The following is a 16,189-nucleotide window of genomic DNA, read 5'->3' on the forward strand; positions in this document are numbered from 1 at the left end:
CTTATTTCTTTTTTAAAGCTTCTCCTTCAAAGGAAATCCCTTCCCAGCCATACTTCATAAAGTTTCTGATGTTCTGATGATCTGTTCCTTCCGGATTTTTCAATACGTCTTCTCTGTAAAATGCTCCAAAAAGCGGCAATACTTTTTCTGCCGGAAGCTGATTAAGTTTCGCAAAACCGAATACTTTGCAGGATCCGTTGTTCTGTCCTGCTTCATTCAACGTATCTCCATTTTTAAACTGAGTCGGGGTGAAATCGTAATTTGCATCAATGTAAGCGATTACATCATTGAATTGAATGGTTTCCGGAGAGTTTTCCAGTTGTTCTAATAACATTATATTTTATTTTAAGATTAAATAAATAGTCATTCAGGACCTTATCATTAAGTCCATTTTTTTTAAATGACATATTTTTATCAAAAATAATAAATATTTCTATCTACGCAAAATCATTGCGCAATCAGTTCATTACTTTGCATCAACAAAATGAAACAGAAAATGCAAATCAACGGAAACAACATTATTGAATTAGGGTACAGACCCGCTCAATGGTTTAAAGAAGCCATCCGTCATATCAATGAAAACAACCTGAATGAAGAGGAGATGAAAGAATATCTTGAGCAGTTCAGACAACCGGACCCCATTCCCCTTCATGCCACACCGAAAGATTTTATCATCAATATCAGGGCTGAACATGAAAGCGAAAATGATAATGTGCAAAAGGTAATTGACACAATGAATGTTTTAATGAAAACTCCCACCTTAACGGAAGGAGCCATTATGCCCGATGCCTGTCCCACAGGTCCGGCCGGAAATATTCCAGTGGGAGGTGTTGTAGTAGCTAAAAATGCTATCCACCCGGGATTTCACAGTGCAGATATCTGCTGTTCCGTAATGCTGACCGATTTTGGAAAAGCTGATCCTAAAGAAGTCCTGGATGCCGCTCATTCTTTAACCCACTTCGGGTACGGAGGAAGACCGAGAGGTGAGCAGATGCCCATGTCTCAAGAATTAATGGATGCTTTCAGGGAAAACTATTTTCTAAATGATGAAAGACTGATCAGTATCGCCCGTTCTCATATGGGAACACAGGGAGACGGAAATCACTTCCTTTTTGTAGGAACTTCTAAAAATACGGGGAATACAATGCTAGTCACTCATCATGGGTCCAGAGCACCCGGCGCCGCGCTGTATGATAAGGGGATGAAAGTAGCCAACCGTTTCAGACAGGAAATTTCTCCTGAAACTTTAAAAGAAAACGCATGGATCCCTTTTGATACCGAGGAAGGAAAGTCTTACTGGGAAGCTCTTCAGCTGATTAGGAAATGGACGAAGGAAAATCATATTTCCATTCATGATGCTGTTTTACAAAAGTTAGGAATTGAGAAAGAAGACCGTTATTGGAATGAGCATAATTTTGTATTCCGGGACGGGGATTTATTTTATCATGCTAAAGGGGCAACTCCTCTGGATGATAAATTTTTACCGGATATTACGGGACCGAGATTGATTCCTTTAAATATGGCTGAACCTGTATTAATAGTAAAAGGAAGTACTAATGAAAGAAATTTAGGTTTTGCTCCTCACGGTGCGGGAAGAAATTTCAGCAGAAACCAGCATAAAAAATCGTTAGCCCATAAAACGATTGAAGAAATCTTTCATGAGGAGACTCAGAGATTAGATATACGTTTCTTTTCCAATGAAATTGATATTTCGGAATTACCTTCGGCTTATAAGAATGCCGGGAATGTAAGGGCTCAGATTGAAGAATACGGACTTTGTGAGGTATTGGATGAAGTGATGCCTTACGGATGTATCATGGCTGGTGATGTTAGGAAGAATGCACCCTGGAAGAAAAAAAGAACCGGAAATAAGTAATATGAATGTTGTTTCAGCGATGTGAGATTTCTCGCTTCGCTCGAAACGACATTTTTATTTACGGGAAATATTTTTCATATGAAGGCTTATTTTAAATTAGGTAATTACATACAATTTTACACTAATGAGTTTATCTTATTGTTATGACTCTGTCATTCTGAATGTAACGAAGTGAAATGAAGAATCTAAGCCATATTATGAGATTCTTCCTTCGTCAGAATGACAGTAGTGTAAAATTTTATATAGCCACTTTAAATTAAAAAGGGAGTCGCTATACATTTACCTGCTGAATAACAGAAAGCCCGTCTTCTATTTTAATAATTACTTTTTTTCCGTAATCAATCTGGATATTGAATATATTTTCCAAAGGAAACTGTAATATCAGCTGCATAATAACCCGGATCACTCCCGCATGGGTTACTACCAGTGTTTTATTACTTTCTTTTTTACATATTTCATCCCAGAATTCAGATACACGGTTACTCATATCACGAAGGCTTTCCCCGTTTTTAGCTTTTATATTGACAAAATCTTTATACCACGGATCAATATCTCCGGCTGGAATTTCCGTCCATTTCTGTAATTCCCAGTCTCCAAAGTTCATTTCCTTTATTCTTTCATCAGTTTCATATTTCTGCTGGGTATGCTGGGCTAAAAGCTGACAACGCCGGGAAGGACTGGACACCACCACATCATAAGATGAATGAAAATCCAAAAGTTTAAAATCTTCCAAATACGATTCTTTCAAAGGAATATCTGCAAACCCATAACATAAACGGTCAGGATTCTCGACTTCCGTATGTCTTATCAGATGAATTTCCATAGTATAATTGTTCCTAAATAAATCATTACTTCACATACCTGCTGAACTGCTCCCAGGCAATCCCCGGTATATCCTCCTATATATTTTTTAAAATACCATCCCAAATAAAGCTTCCCCAGGTAAGCAAAGGCTAATACCAATATAAACCGCCAATCCTGCATAAACAACAGAACCGCCAATACACTTAAGGCACTTACCAGTAAGGCTTTTTTATCCAGAGGTTTGTTTGCAAGAGGTTTGGATTTGCTGACGTCAATATCCGTTACATAACGGTGGGTATAAATCATCGTCCCCGAAATAAAACGGCTGGCGGTATGGGCAAAAACAACAACATACAATGTATTAATGATATTCACTTCACCTAAGGCCTGAATTCCGAAAAACTTTAAAGCCAATAGTAAAATAATTCCGATAGCTCCATAGGCACCTACCCTGCTGTCTTTCATGATGGTAAGAATCTTCTCTTTTCCATAGCCACCGCCAAAGCTATCGCAGACATCGGTAAAACCGTCTTCATGAAAAGCTCCGGTGAGTAAAATACTGTTTATCATCATCAGGACTATCCCGATTTCAAGATTAAAAAGCTGTGTACAGATATAGAAGATTAAAGCATTGATAATCCCTACCACTAATCCCACCCATGCAAAATATTTCTGGGATCTGTTCATGATCTCACTGGAATACGGTACTTTAAATGGTACGGGAATCCTGGTAAAAAACATTAATGCCGTCGCGAAATAAATCAGTTCATTTTTTAATGCTTTCATTCTTCTTTATTTGAAACCTGTGCATCTTCAAAACTCGACATTTCATTCAGAAAACTGACCGCACTCTGAATAATGGGATAGGCAAGCGCACATCCTGTTCCTTCCCCTACCCTTAGATGAAGGTTAAGCAAAGCTTTCTCTCCCAGTATATTGAGTAATCTCAGGTGAGCACTTTCATCGCTTACATGGCAGAAAATACAGTTTTTAAGGATATCAGGATCTTTTTTCCATAGTACGGCAATAGCGGTAGTGGCAATAAATCCATCGATAAGAATCAGCATATTATGATGATACGCCTCCTGCATAGCCCCAATCATCTGAGCGATCTCCAAGCCGCCAAAAGTCCGGACCGTCTCATCAACACCTGTTATATTAGGATAGGATGCAATCGCTTTGGATAAAATATTGATTTTATTTTGAAGCTGAGCATCATTTAGTCCTGTTCCTCTTCCCACACATTCCGCAATCGGAATATCAAATAATTGACTCATTATCAAAGATGAAGAAGAAGTATTTCCAATTCCCATTTCCCCAAAGCCTATAATATTACAATCCGTTTCTGCAATTTCCCGGATGACTGATTTTCCGTTTTCCAAAGCCTGCTGATATTCTTCCGGAGTCATTGCCGGCTCTTCAAGAATATTTCGGCTTGATTTTCTGACTTTTTTATCAATCAGCTCCAATCCCGGTTCAAAATCAAAATTGACCCCTGCATCTACAATTTTAATGGCTATATGGTTCTGCCGGCAAAAAACATTAATTGCCGCTCCTCCTCCCAGAAAGTTCATCACCATCTGATAAGTCACCTCCTGCGGATAAGCACTGACTCCTGCAGTAGCAATCCCATGATCTGCTGCAAATACCACCATGTGAGGCTTTACCAGTTTAGGAGAGGCTGTTTGCTGAACCATTCCGATCTTATGGGCAATGGTTTCAAGATATCCTAAAGCCCCCAACGGCTTGGTTTTAAAATCTATTGTATGCTGTAACTCGTCCGCTAATGTCCTGAATGTAGTTTTCATAAGTATAAGAAAAATATAGAGTTCCCATAAATAAAGGGGAAATACAATATTACTAAATTTCGAACGGTAGTGAAAACGATGAGGAGAAAACTTATAATCTTTGTAAAAAATTTTATACGCAAAAAGATTGCGCATTTCTGATTTTACTTTGTACTATAAAATAAAGGAATGGAAACAAAAATAGTAAAGAAATTAAAAGAAATTGAAGAAAAGAAAGGAATAGAAATCCTTTTTGCCGTTGAATCCGGAAGCCGGGCCTGGGGATTCGCCTCTCCTGACAGCGACTATGATATCCGCTTTATCTACCGTCATGACAAAGATTGGTACCTTTCTCCCTGGGATAAGGATGAAACTATAGAGTTCATGACTGAAGATGATCTGGACGGTTCCGGCTGGGATCTCAGAAAAACATTTCATCTTTTATTAAAATCCAACGCCGCTTTGCTAAGCTGGTTTTATTCTCCTATTGTTTATAAGGAAAATGAAAAGTTTGTGAAACTATTTACACCTTTAGCGGATGCATGTTTTTCACCAATTGCTGTTTCCTATCATTACCTCAGCATGAGCAAAAAATATCTTGAAGCCTGCCGAAGCGAGGAAGTAAAACTGAAAAGCTATTTTTATTGTCTGCGTACTGCATTAACGGGGAAATGGATCACAGAGAAAGAAACTGTTCCTCCAGTACTATTCAGTGAATTACTGGTATTAGTTGATGATTTCACAAGAACTAAAATAGAAAATCTTATTACTTTAAAAGCTACGAAAGGAGAATCTTATTACCACCGGAATGACTGGGAACTTTTTGGATTTTTGGAAAGCCTGATAAAAGAAAATGAAGAAAGAGCAAAAGATCTGAAAGGAGGAAATTCAGATAAAAATGAAATGGAAAGAGTTTTCAGGGAAATCATAAATTTGAAATAAAAAGTCCTCTTCCTATTAGTATATTGAATTTTTACATTAATTATCATGACCATACAAGACCTAAAAACCCAAGACCTTATTCTCTTCGAAACCATCTCCGGAAGCCGGGCTTTTGGTTTGGCTACAGAAAATTCAGATACGGATATCCGTGGGGTGTATTATCTGCCGAAGGAAGATTTCTTTGGACTCAACTATATTCCGCAGATTTCCAATGAAACCAACGATATTACCTATTATGAAATCGGAAGATTTGTGGAGTTATTACAGAAAAACAACCCTAATATCCTGGAAATTCTGGCCAGCCCTGAAGACTGTATTCTTCATAGGCATCCTCTGATGGATCATTTAAAAACGGAAGATTTCATGTCCAAGCTCTGTAAAGATACGTTTGCAGGTTATGCTATCTCACAGATTAAGAAAGCTAAAGGACTGAATAAGAAGATCCTTAATCCTGTGGAAAAGAATAGAAAGTCCATTCTTGATTTTTGCTATATCCTTGAAGGACATGGTTCCATTCCTTTAAAAAAATGGCTTTCGGAAGAGAATAAAGTCCAGGAAAAATGCGGTTTGGTGGACATTGGTAATACCAAAGGGATATTTGCTGTATTTTATGATGAGTTAGGTACAATGGGATATAAAGGAATTATTCAGAATGAGGAAGCTAATCAGGTTTCCGTATCTTCTATTCCCAAGGGTGAAAAAGCGTCGGCTTTTCTGTTCTGTAATCTGGATTCCTATTCTACCTACTGTAAAGATTACCGCGAATACTGGAAATGGGTTTCGGAACGCAATGAAGACCGTTATAATGTAAACCAAAAACACGGAAAAAATTATGACAGTAAGAATATGATGCATACCATCCGGCTGCTTCAGTCCTGTGAACATATTTTTAAAACGGGTTTTATACAGACCCGTGTGGAAAACCGTGAAGAATTATTAAATATTAAAGCCGGAAATAAATCCTATGATGAAGTCATGCAAAAAGCGGAAGACCTTGTAAAATCTATTGAGCATTATCATTCTGTTTCGGATTTGCCAGACTTTCCAAACCTGAACAAGACTACCAAAATTCTAGTGAAGATCAGAGAGGAATTGTATGGATAAGTTTTTTGAAAGGAAATTATTCTTATTATGAAAATAAAAGAAGCAATTAATCCATGGAAATTGATTTTAACAGCCTCATTTTACTCCTTTAAACCGTAGTTTAAAATTTAACTACGGTTTAAATATTTATCAAACAACTTTGAACGGAAAATAGTTTTATCCATTACCCCTCCCTCCAACACCATTAGGTCATACATGACAAAATCAAGTATTGATAAAGTTAGAGTAAAAAGTAAGATTGATTTTTTACCTTTGCACGAGATAAAGGACTGATAAAAAATGAATACCTTGTTAGATAATTATTTTAAACTTACAGAAAATAAAACTACGGTTCGAAAAGAATTAACAGCCGGACTGATCATCTTTTTTACCATGTCCTATATTCTGATCGTCAATCCTAAGATCTTATCAGAGACAGGGATGGATCAGGGCGCTTTATTTACAACCACTGCTTTGGCAACGATTTTTGCCACCCTTATGATGGGACTATTGGCTAAGCTTCCTATCGCCCAGGCTCCGGGTATGGGACTTAACAGCTTTTTTGCTTATTCCGTGGTTTTAGGAATGGGATATTCCTGGCAGTTTGCCCTTACCGCAGTTTTTATTGAAGGGATCATTTTTATCATACTCACTTTTTTCAATATCCGGGAACTGATTGTAAAAAGCATTCCTAAAGTACTGAAAGATGCCATTCCTGTCGGAATTGGTCTCTTCATTACTTTGATTGGGCTGAAAGGGGCAGGAATTATAGTTGCTGATCCCAATACACTGCTTCGTATGGGGGATTTTTCACAGCATTCCGTATGGATCGCTCTTCTAGGTTTGGTGATTACAGCCGTTTTATTTGCAAGAAATATCAATGGTGCTATTCTTATAGGAATTATTATTTCTACTGTTTTTGGTTTTATGTTGGGAGATGTCACCTTACCTCAAACATCATTGATCGGAATTCCACCTTCTATAGAGCCTATTTTTGGTAAAGCAATAGAGCCTATGCTATCTATGGAGGGGTGGAAACAAATATTTTCTATGGATATGCTGATCGTGGTTTTTACCTTTTTATTTGTCAATCTCTTTGATACGGTAGGAACGCTGATCGGAGTAGTTTCTAAAATCGGTTTAGCAGATGAAGAAGGCAACTTCCCACAGATAAAAAAAGCCTTGTTGGCAGATGCGTTAGGAACTACTGCAGGAGCCATATTAGGAACCAGTACCATTACTTCTTATGTAGAAAGTGCTTCCGGTGTGGCTTCGGGTGGACGAACAGGATTAACCGCTGTAGGAACGGCATTCATGTTTGCGCTGGCTTTATTTCTGGCTCCTCTATTTTTGTTGGTTCCTGCTGCTGCAACTGCTCCGGCACTCATTATCGTCGGATTATTTATGATATCTTCCGTAGTAAAGATAAATTTTGAGGATATGACCGAAGGGCTTCCTGCTTTTCTGACCATTGTCTTTATGCCTTTCACTTATAGTATAGCAGAAGGTATTGTCTTCGGAATGCTGAGCTTTGCTTTGCTCAAATTTTTCTCCGGCAAAAAACAAGAAGTAACCCCTACGGTGTATATTGTTTCTTTTCTTTTTTTAGTTAAAATAATACTGGATGCCATGCATCTGATTAAGTAGTAATATTACCGTTTTTCAAAAAGAACAGCGTCAAAGACCGTGCTCCCTGTGCTCCTCTTACCAGATAAGCCCCGATATCGGCAGTTGCGGAAGGTCCCATTACAAAACATCCGTAATTAACGTCCAGCAGGCCATTTCTCTGATAAGCCGTATGCATATTTTCTGTAATTTCAGACGGATCAAGCAGCACGGCTACATGCTGCGATAAGAAACCGATGGCATTAACCTTTAAAGATTTTTCAGTTACCCATACCATTCCCATTTCCGCCACTCCAAATTCAGCCCGGAAAATGCCCAGGTCAACATCATTGAGGTCTTTAGGATGTTCGACAGCCGTAATATCTTTATTTCCCTGCCATTCCGGTGTGGAAGAACAGATCACTTTGGCAGCCGGCAATTTATCTTTCATGATTTTCTGAGCTTCTTCTATTGAGTCAATATCATAAAAATCCACAGCAGCAAGCTTTAAATTCTGTTCAAACAAAGCTTTTAAATCCACTCCCGGTTTTTCAAATGAAGGAATAGCGGGATAAGCTACCTTTTCCCTTCCTTCCAGGCTCTTACGGACTGCTTTTAATATATCTTCTCTATTTCCCATTGTTTTTCCTGTTTTTAATATACCAATCCCTGAAGGTTTCTTTTTTTACATCAGGAAGCTTGCGGTGAATAGCCCAGGGGTCCAGGCTTTTGTTTTCCGTAATGCTTTCCGGCAAAATATGGATAGCATTATAGGCTACCTTCTCGATGGTCCTGAACAGCTTCGGATTTCCAAGCATAATTCCCGCTGATTTAAAAGCCATTCTTCTGCTGAGATCTACCTTTTTATTTTTCATCATCACCTTTCTCCATAAGCTTATCTGCTCTGCAATATTGATATGGACCGGACAGACCTCCGTACAGGAACCGCATAACGAGGAGTGAAAGGGTAATTCGGAATATTTGTTTTCGTCAAAAGTAGGATCAATGATAATTCCTATCGGGCCGGAATAGGTGGCTCCATAGGCCAGACCGCTGCTCCTTCTGTAAACAGGACAGGTATTCATACACGCACCACAGCGGATACATTTCAGGGAAGTCCAGAAATCATCCATAGCCAGGCGGTGGCTTCTTCCGTTATCCGTTAAAATAATATGCATTTCCGAGCCTTCTCTGGGACCTGTAAAATGGGACGTATACTGAGTAGCAGGAGTTCCCAGTGCACTCCGGGAAAGGAGACGGATAAAGACTCCCAGGTCTTCGGTTTTCGGAAGGATTTTTTCGATTCCTATGCTTGCTATATGTAAGGGAGGTAAACTTGCTGTAAGGTCAGCATTCCCTTCATTGGTACAGACTACAAAGCTTCCTGTTTCAGCAATCGCAAAGTTAGCTCCTGTCATTCCTGCATCTGCGGTAAGAAATTTAGGGCGGGCATTATTACGCATTGCTTCGGTAAGGGAATTAGGATCCGTATCTGTGGGATCTGTTCCGATAGTTTTTGCAAAGAGCTGGGCAATATCTTCCGTAGTCTGGTGAATGGCCGGCATTACAATATGGCTCGGCGGCTGATCGGAAAGCTGCTGAATTCTTTCTCCCAAATCGGTTTCGAGAACACTGATTCCTTTTTCTTCGAGAAAAGGTGTCATTCCACATTCTTCCTGAAGCATGGATTTACTTTTAATGATACTTTTTACTTCATGCGCATTGAGAATTTCGTAGGCAATGGCATTGTGCTCAGCTGCATCTTTTGCAAAGTGTACTTTGATTCCGCGTTTTTCAGCATTCTCTACAAAAAGCTCTATATATTGATCCAGGTGGGTCAGTGTATGTTCTTTGATTTGGGAAGCAAGATTCCGGAGTTCTTCCCATTCGGGAATTTCCGCTGCTACCCTATCTCTTTTCATTCTGGCATTCCAGAGGTTCTTATCATGTTCCGTTACATGGATATCATCCTGATAAATGAACTTAGCCGCATTTTCTTCAATATTGACTTTCTTATTCATTGTCATAAGATTAGGTTAAAAAGGCCCGTTATTAAGGATCTGGGCGATGTGTACAAACTTCAGTCCTGCATTTTCCTTATCGGAAATTCCTTTCTGGTGCATAAGACATGACATATCGGGGGAAACTACATATTCAATATGGTGTCTCCGGTAGTCCGCTACTTTATCCTGACCCATTTTAGCACTTACAGCTTCATCCGTAACGCAGAATGTGCCTCCGAAACCACAGCATTCATCCGGCCTGTCAATATGTTCAATGGTAATCCCGCTTACAGAGCTGAGTAATTCTTCTGTTTTATTAAATCTGGGCTCCATCCACTCGGACCTTGAGGAAATATGAAGTCCTCTGATAGAACTGCAGCTATTGTGAATGGCAATCGTATGGGGAAATGATATTTGAGAAAAGTCTTTCACCTGTAAAACATCTACAAGGAACTCGACCAGCTCAATGGTCTTTGCTCTCATGGCTGTTACTTTCTCAGTCTGCGGAATAGCATCAAAATGCTGTTTTACCTGCTTGACGCAGCTTCCGGCCGGACCTACAATATAATCTACTTCCAGGTCCTGGAAATTATCGGCAAAAACCTGTTCTATTTTGGCGGAATTTTTCTGATCACCCTCATTAGCAGTGGGCTGCCCGCAACATGTCTGATTCAAAGGGACTATAACTTCTACATCAAGCTTTTCCAAAAGCTCAAGAGTGGCTATAGCCACCTCCGGAAATATCAAATCTATGTAACAGGGAACGAATAGTGCAACTTTCATTTGATACAATTTTTACAGAAATTTACGATTATTTCAAGTTTAAATTATCCATAACATATAATTTGGAATGATTATCAATAGAAATATTGATGTATTATTGGCAGATTTTATCACTTCAAAAGCCGTAATCTGATATTTTTTTATTAAAAGTGATCACCATAAAAACAATTTTTAACTCATTAAATATTTTATTCTTTTAAATTCCGGCAAGTGTAAAGGTTTCTTCAACATTACATTTGTTCTGAGTTGCTTCAAAAATAAAATCAGCTCCATAAATGGAGCTGATTTTTATGTTTCAATAAGATGATCTTATTATGCTTCTGTTGAAGGTTTTTGATCCTGAGGAGCTTCCGGTCTTTCACCCTGAGGTTTACCTTGTCCTTCCGGTCTTGGTTTTCCTTCCGGTCTAGGAGGTCTTGGTAAAAGTACTTTACGGGATAATTTCATTTTCTTACGATCATCATACCCCATGAATTTCACTTCTACTTCATCTCCTTCCTGATAAGGAACTTTATCTAAACGCTTCCATTCTATTTCGGAAATATGAAGAAGCCCTTCAGTACCTTTAGCAATTGCTACGAAAGCACCGAAATCCATTACTTTTACTACTTTTCCTTTATAAACTTCTCCTACTACAGGTACGAAAGTAATCTCATTAATTTTAGCAACGGCTTCGTTGATCTTAGCTCTGTCCGTTCCTGCAATTTCGATACGTCCGATCTCACCTTGTTCTTCAATAGCAATAACGGTATCCGTATCTTTCTGTAACTGCTGAATAATTTTTCCACCAGGTCCGATTACCGCACCGATGAAGTCTTTCGGGATTTCCATTACTACCATTTTCGGAGCATGTGGTTTTACATCAGCTCTCGGAGCAGCAATTGTTTCCGTGATTTTATTAAGGATATGTAATCTTCCGTCTTTTGCCTGCATTAAAGCTTTTTCCATGATATCCATAGAAAGCCCCTGGATTTTGATATCCATCTGGCAGGCAGTGATCCCGTCTGCAGTTCCTGTTACTTTAAAGTCCATATCTCCTAAGTGATCTTCATCTCCTAAGATATCGGAAAGTACTGTCCATTTTCCTGATTTTTTATCAGTGATCAATCCCATTGCAATTCCGGAAACAGGTTTTGTAATTTGTACCCCTGCGTCCATTAATGCTAATGTTCCGGCACAAACCGTTGCCATAGAAGAGGATCCGTTGGATTCCAAAATATCGGAAACGATTCTGATCGTATAAGGGTTTTCAGCCGGAATAACAGCTGTTAAGGCTCTTTGCGCTAAGTTTCCGTGTCCTACTTCTCTTCGTGAAGTTCCTCTTAAAGGTCTTGCTTCCCCGGTAGAGAACGGAGGGAAGTTGTAGTGAAGGAAGAATTTCTCATCATGCTGAGTGATAACACTGTCGATCATATTAGCATCTTTAATGGATCCTAATGTTACGGCAGTTAATGACTGAGTTTCTCCTCTTGTAAAGACTGCAGAACCATGTGCTCCCGGAAGATAATCCACTTCAGACCAGATCGGACGGATCGTTTTAGGATCACGGCCGTCAAGACGGATATTATCTTCAAGGATCATCTGACGCATGGCTTCTTTCTCTACATCATGATAATATATTTTAGCAAAAGGAGTAACTCTTTCCAGCTCTTCTTCATTTTCGGCATATTGTGCTAAAAATTCTTCGAGAACCGCTTTGAATTTCTCTCCTCTTTCTTCTTTATTGGATGGTGTTTTTGCTACTTCATATACTTTATTGTAGCATTCTTCCCATACTTTTGTACGGATTTCCTCATCATGCTCTTCATGGCTGTATTCTCTTTTTGGGAAAGCTTTTCCTACTTTCTCAGCCAGTCTTTCCTGAGCTTCAATCTGTTTTTTAATTTCAACGTGCGCGAAGTTAATAGCTTCCAGCATCTCCTGCTCAGAAATTTCTTTCATCTCTCCTTCTACCATTACGATGGAGTCTTTAGTAGCTCCCACCATAATATCAATATCTGCTTTCAATAAGTTTTCATAGCTAGGATTTACGGATAATTCTCCGTCAATTCTTACCACTCTTACTTCGGACATAGGTCCGTCGAAAGGGATATCCGTAATGGCAATAGCAGCCGAAGCAGCTAAACCTGCCAACGCTTCCGGCATTACTTCTTTATCATAAGAGATAAGGGAAATCATAACCTGAACTTCTGCGTGGAAATCTTCCGGGAATAATGGACGCAATACTCGGTCCACCAATCTCATGGTTAATACTTCATTATCGGAAGGCTTTGCTTCTCTACGGAAGAAGTTTCCGGGAATCCTCCCTCCTGCATAAAATTTTTCTCTGTAATCTACTGTCAAGGGTAAAAAATCTACCCCGGGATTTGCTTCTTTGTTAGCTACAACAGTTGCTAAAAGCATTGTTCCTCCCATTCTAACTACAACGGATCCGTCTGCCTGTTTGGCCAGCTTCCCCGTTTCAATAGTAATTTCTCTGCCATCTGCAAGAGTAATTGTCTCTGTAAACGCTTGAGGTATACTCATAAAAAATGTCTCTAGGTACTCCGTATTGAGTACGATTAATATTTAAACTCTTTAAATTTTCGTAGGCAAAGATAAGGTATTTTATTGGGAACTTATACTTTCCAAAAGAAAAGACTTTTATAAGTTAATATGCTTCGTGCCAACCGGTTACCGCCCTACGCCCAAAGCAGGGATAAAAGAGCATTTCCTTTTGGTTTATATTTTAGGGGTAGCCTGCGGTTTTTTTTTAGTCAGATTATTAATTTTTAAGATTTTTTTTCAAAATATATTCAAATCTTAATCCTAAAAGTTGCATCAAAGAAGTTGTTCACCTATATTTGTCTGCTTTTCAGGAAGTCTTCGGATCCATGGGCTTTTTCATGATTTAAAATGATAAAATATAAAAGAATGAATATCAAATTAAATAACGGGAAAAGATTGCGGAATCCAAAAAGGTAAAAGAAAAGAAAGATGAAATAAAAAACAACAAAGAGATCTTTTTATTATCTCTTTTCTAAAATATGAATGTTTATGAATAATGAAGTAAAAACACCAGGCAGAAATTATACAGTGCCTCTTGTTACTATTACCCTCTTATTTTTTATGTGGGGATTCATTACGTGTATGAATGATATCCTCATTCCTTATCTGAAACAGCTTTTTAAGTTATCATTTTTTGAATCCATGCTGGTTCAGTTTTGTTTCTTCGGAGCTTATTTCATAGGGTCCTTAATTTATTTTCTGATCTCAATTTCCAAAGGGGATCCCATCAACAAGGTCGGGTACAAAAAAGGAATCCTGTTCGGGGTTTTCCTTGCGGCTTTTGGCTGTATCTTATTTTATCCGGCTGCTACCTTTTCCTACTATCCTTTATTTTTAGGAGCATTATTTATTCTGGGACTCGGGTTTACCGTTCTTCAGATCACAGCGAATGCTTATGTTTCGTTACTGGGAACGGAAGAGTCTGCCTCAAGCCGTCTGAATATGACTCAGGCGTTCAATGCTTTCGGGACAACGATTGCTCCTGTTTTAGGAGGACATCTTATTTTTGAATTCTTCTCTGCCCCTGACGGTTCATTCAGTGCAGTGGCCACCAGAATTCCTTATCTGATTTTCGCCGGAATCCTGCTATTGGTAGCATTGCTGATCTCAAGAGTAAAATTACCTTCTTTCCAGACCGCGGAAGAAGAGATCGTAAAAGGTTGGGGAGCCTTAGAATTCAATCACCTGAAATTCGGAGTTCTGGCCATGTTCTGCTATGTAGGCGGAGAGGTGGCGGTAGGAAGTTTTATTATCAGCTTCCTGGAACAACCACAAATCATGGGGTTCAATGAGATCGTAAGTAAAAATTACCTGTCTTTATATTGGGGTGGTGCCATGATCGGAAGGTTCCTGGGTGCTATTTCTTTAAACCAGTCTTTGAGCCAGGGGAAAAAAGCCCTTTATATGCTGGGTGCCGCTACGGTTGTATTCCTTGTGATATTCAGTGTGGTAAATCTTACCTTTGCGCAGATCAGCTTCTTCCTTGTATTTATACTATTGAATTTCATCGCGTTTTTCATTGGAAAGGCTGCCCCAGCGAGAACATTATCTATTTTCGCAGGCGTGAATGTTATTTTATTGATTTCCACGATGTTCAGTCATGGAGAAATGGCGATGTACAGCGTATTGGGAATCGGGATCTTTAATTCCATTATGTTCTCCAATATTTATACCCTTGCCATCTCAGGTTTAGGAAAATATACCAGCCAGGGATCATCACTAGTGGTAATGGCTATATTGGGTGGAGCTATCGTTCCTATTTTACAGGGCTATCTTGCAGATCAGTTCGGGGTACAGAACTCGTTTATCATTCCGGTATTCTGTTATCTGGTCATTCTGATTTTCGGAGCCTACTGTACCAAGTATCTGGGTCATGTAGAAAGTACGGAAGCCAAATCAGGGCATTAAAAATATTACTTTAATCAAATGAGATCCTTTTCAGGGTCTCATTTTTTTTAGCTGGGAAAGTAACTTATACTAATCTTTTTATACTTATAACAGAAAACACATGAAAACTCAATTAAAACTTGAATATGCAGCTTTTTTGATTCTGGGAATCTGGGCTTTTATGCAAACTCAATTTTCGTGGTGGTGGTTGGCTGCATTGTTTTTCGCTCCGGATATTTCTATGCTGGGATACGCGGTTAATAATAAGATGGGCGCATTTTTTTACAACCTCTTTCATCACTTCGGAATTGCAATCATTTTATATCTGGCAGGTATTTTACTGGCTCTTCCCTATTTAAGCATGATAGGAACCGTTATTTTCTCCCATTCAGCTTTTGACAGACTTTTAGGATACGGGCTAAAATACCCCGACAGTTTTCACAATACCCATCTGGGAAAAATAGGAAAAGATCAATAAATTAATTTCTTCTCAGGAAATAAAAAAAGCAACTTAAAAAAGTTGCTTTCATTGTAAATCTTTATAGATTATTTTCTTAAACCTAGTTCAGCAATAATTGCTCTATATCTTTCGATATCTTTACTTTTAAGATAATCTAATAATCTTTTTCTTTTACCTACCAATTTAACCAATGATCTTTCTGTAGCATAATCTTTGTGATTTTGCTTCAAGTGAGCTGAAAGGTGGTTGATTCTGTAAGTGAAAAGTGCTACTTGTCCTTCAGCACTTCCTGTGTCTTGTGCAGATTTTCCGTGTTTTGCGAAAATTTCCTGCTTCTTTTCTGTTGTTAAGTACATTCCAATATTATTTAATGATTATTATGTAACGGGTGCAAAAGTACTACTATTTTTTA

General features: G+C 38.6%; 15 protein-coding genes. 6 read left to right on the forward strand and 9 right to left on the reverse strand.

All coding sequences use genetic code 11. The features are described 5' to 3' along the window. Position 1: 1 nt before the first annotated feature. Entirely contained in the window at positions 2–334 is a 333-nt protein-coding gene (locus ABJ974_RS11155) for a HopJ type III effector protein (protein WP_419868325.1), read from the reverse strand. A gap of 162 nt (positions 335–496) precedes the next feature. Here ABJ974_RS11155 and ABJ974_RS11160 point away from each other — a divergent pair, with 162 nt between their 5' ends. Continuing rightward, positions 497–1,876: an RtcB family protein gene (locus ABJ974_RS11160; RefSeq protein WP_419868326.1), complete on the forward strand. Its 1,380-nt coding sequence runs from the start codon at positions 497–499 to the stop codon at positions 1,874–1,876. 271 nt (positions 1,877–2,147) lie between these two features. Here ABJ974_RS11160 and cobC read toward each other — a convergent pair whose 3' ends face one another. The 3 genes from cobC to cobT are packed head-to-tail and all read right to left on the reverse strand — an operon-like array spanning position 2,148 to position 4,488. Continuing rightward, positions 2,148–2,699: an alpha-ribazole phosphatase gene (gene cobC / locus ABJ974_RS11165; RefSeq protein WP_419868327.1), complete on the reverse strand. Its 552-nt coding sequence runs from the start codon at positions 2,697–2,699 to the stop codon at positions 2,148–2,150. Continuing rightward, positions 2,684–3,466, reverse strand: coding sequence for an adenosylcobinamide-GDP ribazoletransferase (locus ABJ974_RS11170; protein ID WP_419868328.1), 783 nt, complete (start codon positions 3,464–3,466; stop codon positions 2,684–2,686). Before ABJ974_RS11170 ends, cobC begins: the two co-directional genes overlap by 16 nt. Beyond that, positions 3,463–4,488: a nicotinate-nucleotide--dimethylbenzimidazole phosphoribosyltransferase gene (gene cobT / locus ABJ974_RS11175; protein WP_419868329.1), complete on the reverse strand. Its 1,026-nt coding sequence runs from the start codon at positions 4,486–4,488 to the stop codon at positions 3,463–3,465. Before cobT ends, ABJ974_RS11170 begins: the two co-directional genes overlap by 4 nt. 168 nt (positions 4,489–4,656) lie before the next feature. Here cobT and ABJ974_RS11180 point away from each other — a divergent pair, with 168 nt between their 5' ends. From ABJ974_RS11180 to ABJ974_RS11190, 3 genes are all read left to right on the forward strand, one after another. Then, on the forward strand, positions 4,657–5,409 hold the full coding sequence (locus tag ABJ974_RS11180; protein ID WP_419868330.1) for a nucleotidyltransferase domain-containing protein: 753 nt from the start codon (positions 4,657–4,659) through the stop codon (positions 5,407–5,409). A 45-nt stretch (positions 5,410–5,454) separates the two neighbouring features. Continuing rightward, entirely contained in the window at positions 5,455–6,513 is a 1,059-nt protein-coding gene (locus ABJ974_RS11185; protein ID WP_419868331.1) for a nucleotidyltransferase domain-containing protein, read from the forward strand. Between the two features lie 279 nt (positions 6,514–6,792). Beyond that, entirely contained in the window at positions 6,793–8,139 is a 1,347-nt protein-coding gene (locus tag ABJ974_RS11190; protein WP_419868332.1) for an NCS2 family permease, read from the forward strand. Here ABJ974_RS11190 and ABJ974_RS11195 read toward each other — a convergent pair. The 4 genes from ABJ974_RS11195 to ABJ974_RS11210 all read right to left on the reverse strand — a co-directional run bounded on the left by ABJ974_RS11195 (position 8,132) and on the right by ABJ974_RS11210 (position 13,409). Further along, positions 8,132–8,737, reverse strand: a complete 606-nt coding sequence (locus ABJ974_RS11195; RefSeq protein ID WP_419868333.1) for a LutC/YkgG family protein — start codon at positions 8,735–8,737, stop codon at positions 8,132–8,134. The genes ABJ974_RS11190 and ABJ974_RS11195 overlap by 8 nt on opposite strands. Next, positions 8,727–10,118 carry a lactate utilization protein B gene (locus tag ABJ974_RS11200; protein ID WP_419868334.1) on the reverse strand — a complete coding sequence of 464 codons (1,392 nt, stop codon included), beginning with the start codon at positions 10,116–10,118 and terminating at the stop codon, positions 8,727–8,729. The genes ABJ974_RS11195 and ABJ974_RS11200 overlap by 11 nt, the downstream gene beginning before the upstream one ends. A gap of 15 nt (positions 10,119–10,133) precedes the next feature. After that, positions 10,134–10,883: a (Fe-S)-binding protein gene (locus ABJ974_RS11205; RefSeq protein WP_419868335.1), complete on the reverse strand. Its 750-nt coding sequence runs from the start codon at positions 10,881–10,883 to the stop codon at positions 10,134–10,136. Between the two features lie 312 nt (positions 10,884–11,195). Next, positions 11,196–13,409 carry a polyribonucleotide nucleotidyltransferase gene (locus ABJ974_RS11210; protein ID WP_419868336.1) on the reverse strand — a complete coding sequence of 738 codons (2,214 nt, stop codon included), beginning with the start codon at positions 13,407–13,409 and terminating at the stop codon, positions 11,196–11,198. Positions 13,410–13,919: 510 nt separating this feature from the next. On the opposite strand from ABJ974_RS11210, the gene ABJ974_RS11215 reads away from it, so the two are divergent. Together ABJ974_RS11215 and ABJ974_RS11220 are read left to right on the forward strand one after the other, a co-directional pair. Further along, positions 13,920–15,338: a sugar MFS transporter gene (locus ABJ974_RS11215; protein ID WP_419868337.1), complete on the forward strand. Its 1,419-nt coding sequence runs from the start codon at positions 13,920–13,922 to the stop codon at positions 15,336–15,338. Positions 15,339–15,438: 100 nt separating this feature from the next. Then, positions 15,439–15,795: a DUF4260 domain-containing protein gene (locus tag ABJ974_RS11220; protein ID WP_419868338.1), complete on the forward strand. Its 357-nt coding sequence runs from the start codon at positions 15,439–15,441 to the stop codon at positions 15,793–15,795. 68 nt (positions 15,796–15,863) lie between these two features. Here the strand turns inward: ABJ974_RS11220 and rpsO are convergent, their stop codons facing one another. Further along, a complete protein-coding gene (gene rpsO, locus ABJ974_RS11225; RefSeq protein ID WP_419868339.1) occupies positions 15,864–16,133 on the reverse strand; it encodes a 30S ribosomal protein S15 in 270 nt (89 codons plus the stop codon). Positions 16,134–16,189 lie beyond the last annotated feature (56 nt).

Origin of the sequence: Chryseobacterium sp. CT-SW4, from assembly GCF_048572715.1 — a bacterium.
Taxonomy (GTDB): Bacteria; Bacteroidota; Bacteroidia; order Flavobacteriales; family Weeksellaceae; genus Chryseobacterium.

Coding starts and splice junctions, on each gene's coding strand:
- ABJ974_RS11200 (WP_419868334.1), bottom strand. CDS start 10,118: ATGAATAAGAAAGTCAATATTGAAGAAAATGCGGCTAAGTTCATTTAT.
- ABJ974_RS11215 (WP_419868337.1), top strand. CDS start 13,920: ATGAATAATGAAGTAAAAACACCAGGCAGAAATTATACAGTGCCTCTT.
- ABJ974_RS11195 (WP_419868333.1), bottom strand. CDS start 8,737: ATGGGAAATAGAGAAGATATATTAAAAGCAGTCCGTAAGAGCCTGGAA.
- ABJ974_RS11180 (WP_419868330.1), top strand. CDS start 4,657: ATGGAAACAAAAATAGTAAAGAAATTAAAAGAAATTGAAGAAAAGAAA.
- ABJ974_RS11210 (WP_419868336.1), bottom strand. CDS start 13,409: ATGAGTATACCTCAAGCGTTTACAGAGACAATTACTCTTGCAGATGGC.
- ABJ974_RS11220 (WP_419868338.1), top strand. CDS start 15,439: ATGAAAACTCAATTAAAACTTGAATATGCAGCTTTTTTGATTCTGGGA.
- ABJ974_RS11170 (WP_419868328.1), bottom strand. CDS start 3,466: ATGAAAGCATTAAAAAATGAACTGATTTATTTCGCGACGGCATTAATG.
- rpsO (WP_419868339.1), bottom strand. CDS start 16,133: ATGTACTTAACAACAGAAAAGAAGCAGGAAATTTTCGCAAAACACGGA.
- ABJ974_RS11185 (WP_419868331.1), top strand. CDS start 5,455: ATGACCATACAAGACCTAAAAACCCAAGACCTTATTCTCTTCGAAACC.
- ABJ974_RS11205 (WP_419868335.1), bottom strand. CDS start 10,883: ATGAAAGTTGCACTATTCGTTCCCTGTTACATAGATTTGATATTTCCG.
- ABJ974_RS11190 (WP_419868332.1), top strand. CDS start 6,793: ATGAATACCTTGTTAGATAATTATTTTAAACTTACAGAAAATAAAACT.
- ABJ974_RS11160 (WP_419868326.1), top strand. CDS start 497: ATGCAAATCAACGGAAACAACATTATTGAATTAGGGTACAGACCCGCT.
- ABJ974_RS11155 (WP_419868325.1), bottom strand. CDS start 334: ATGTTATTAGAACAACTGGAAAACTCTCCGGAAACCATTCAATTCAAT.
- cobC (WP_419868327.1), bottom strand. CDS start 2,699: ATGGAAATTCATCTGATAAGACATACGGAAGTCGAGAATCCTGACCGT.
- cobT (WP_419868329.1), bottom strand. CDS start 4,488: ATGAAAACTACATTCAGGACATTAGCGGACGAGTTACAGCATACAATA.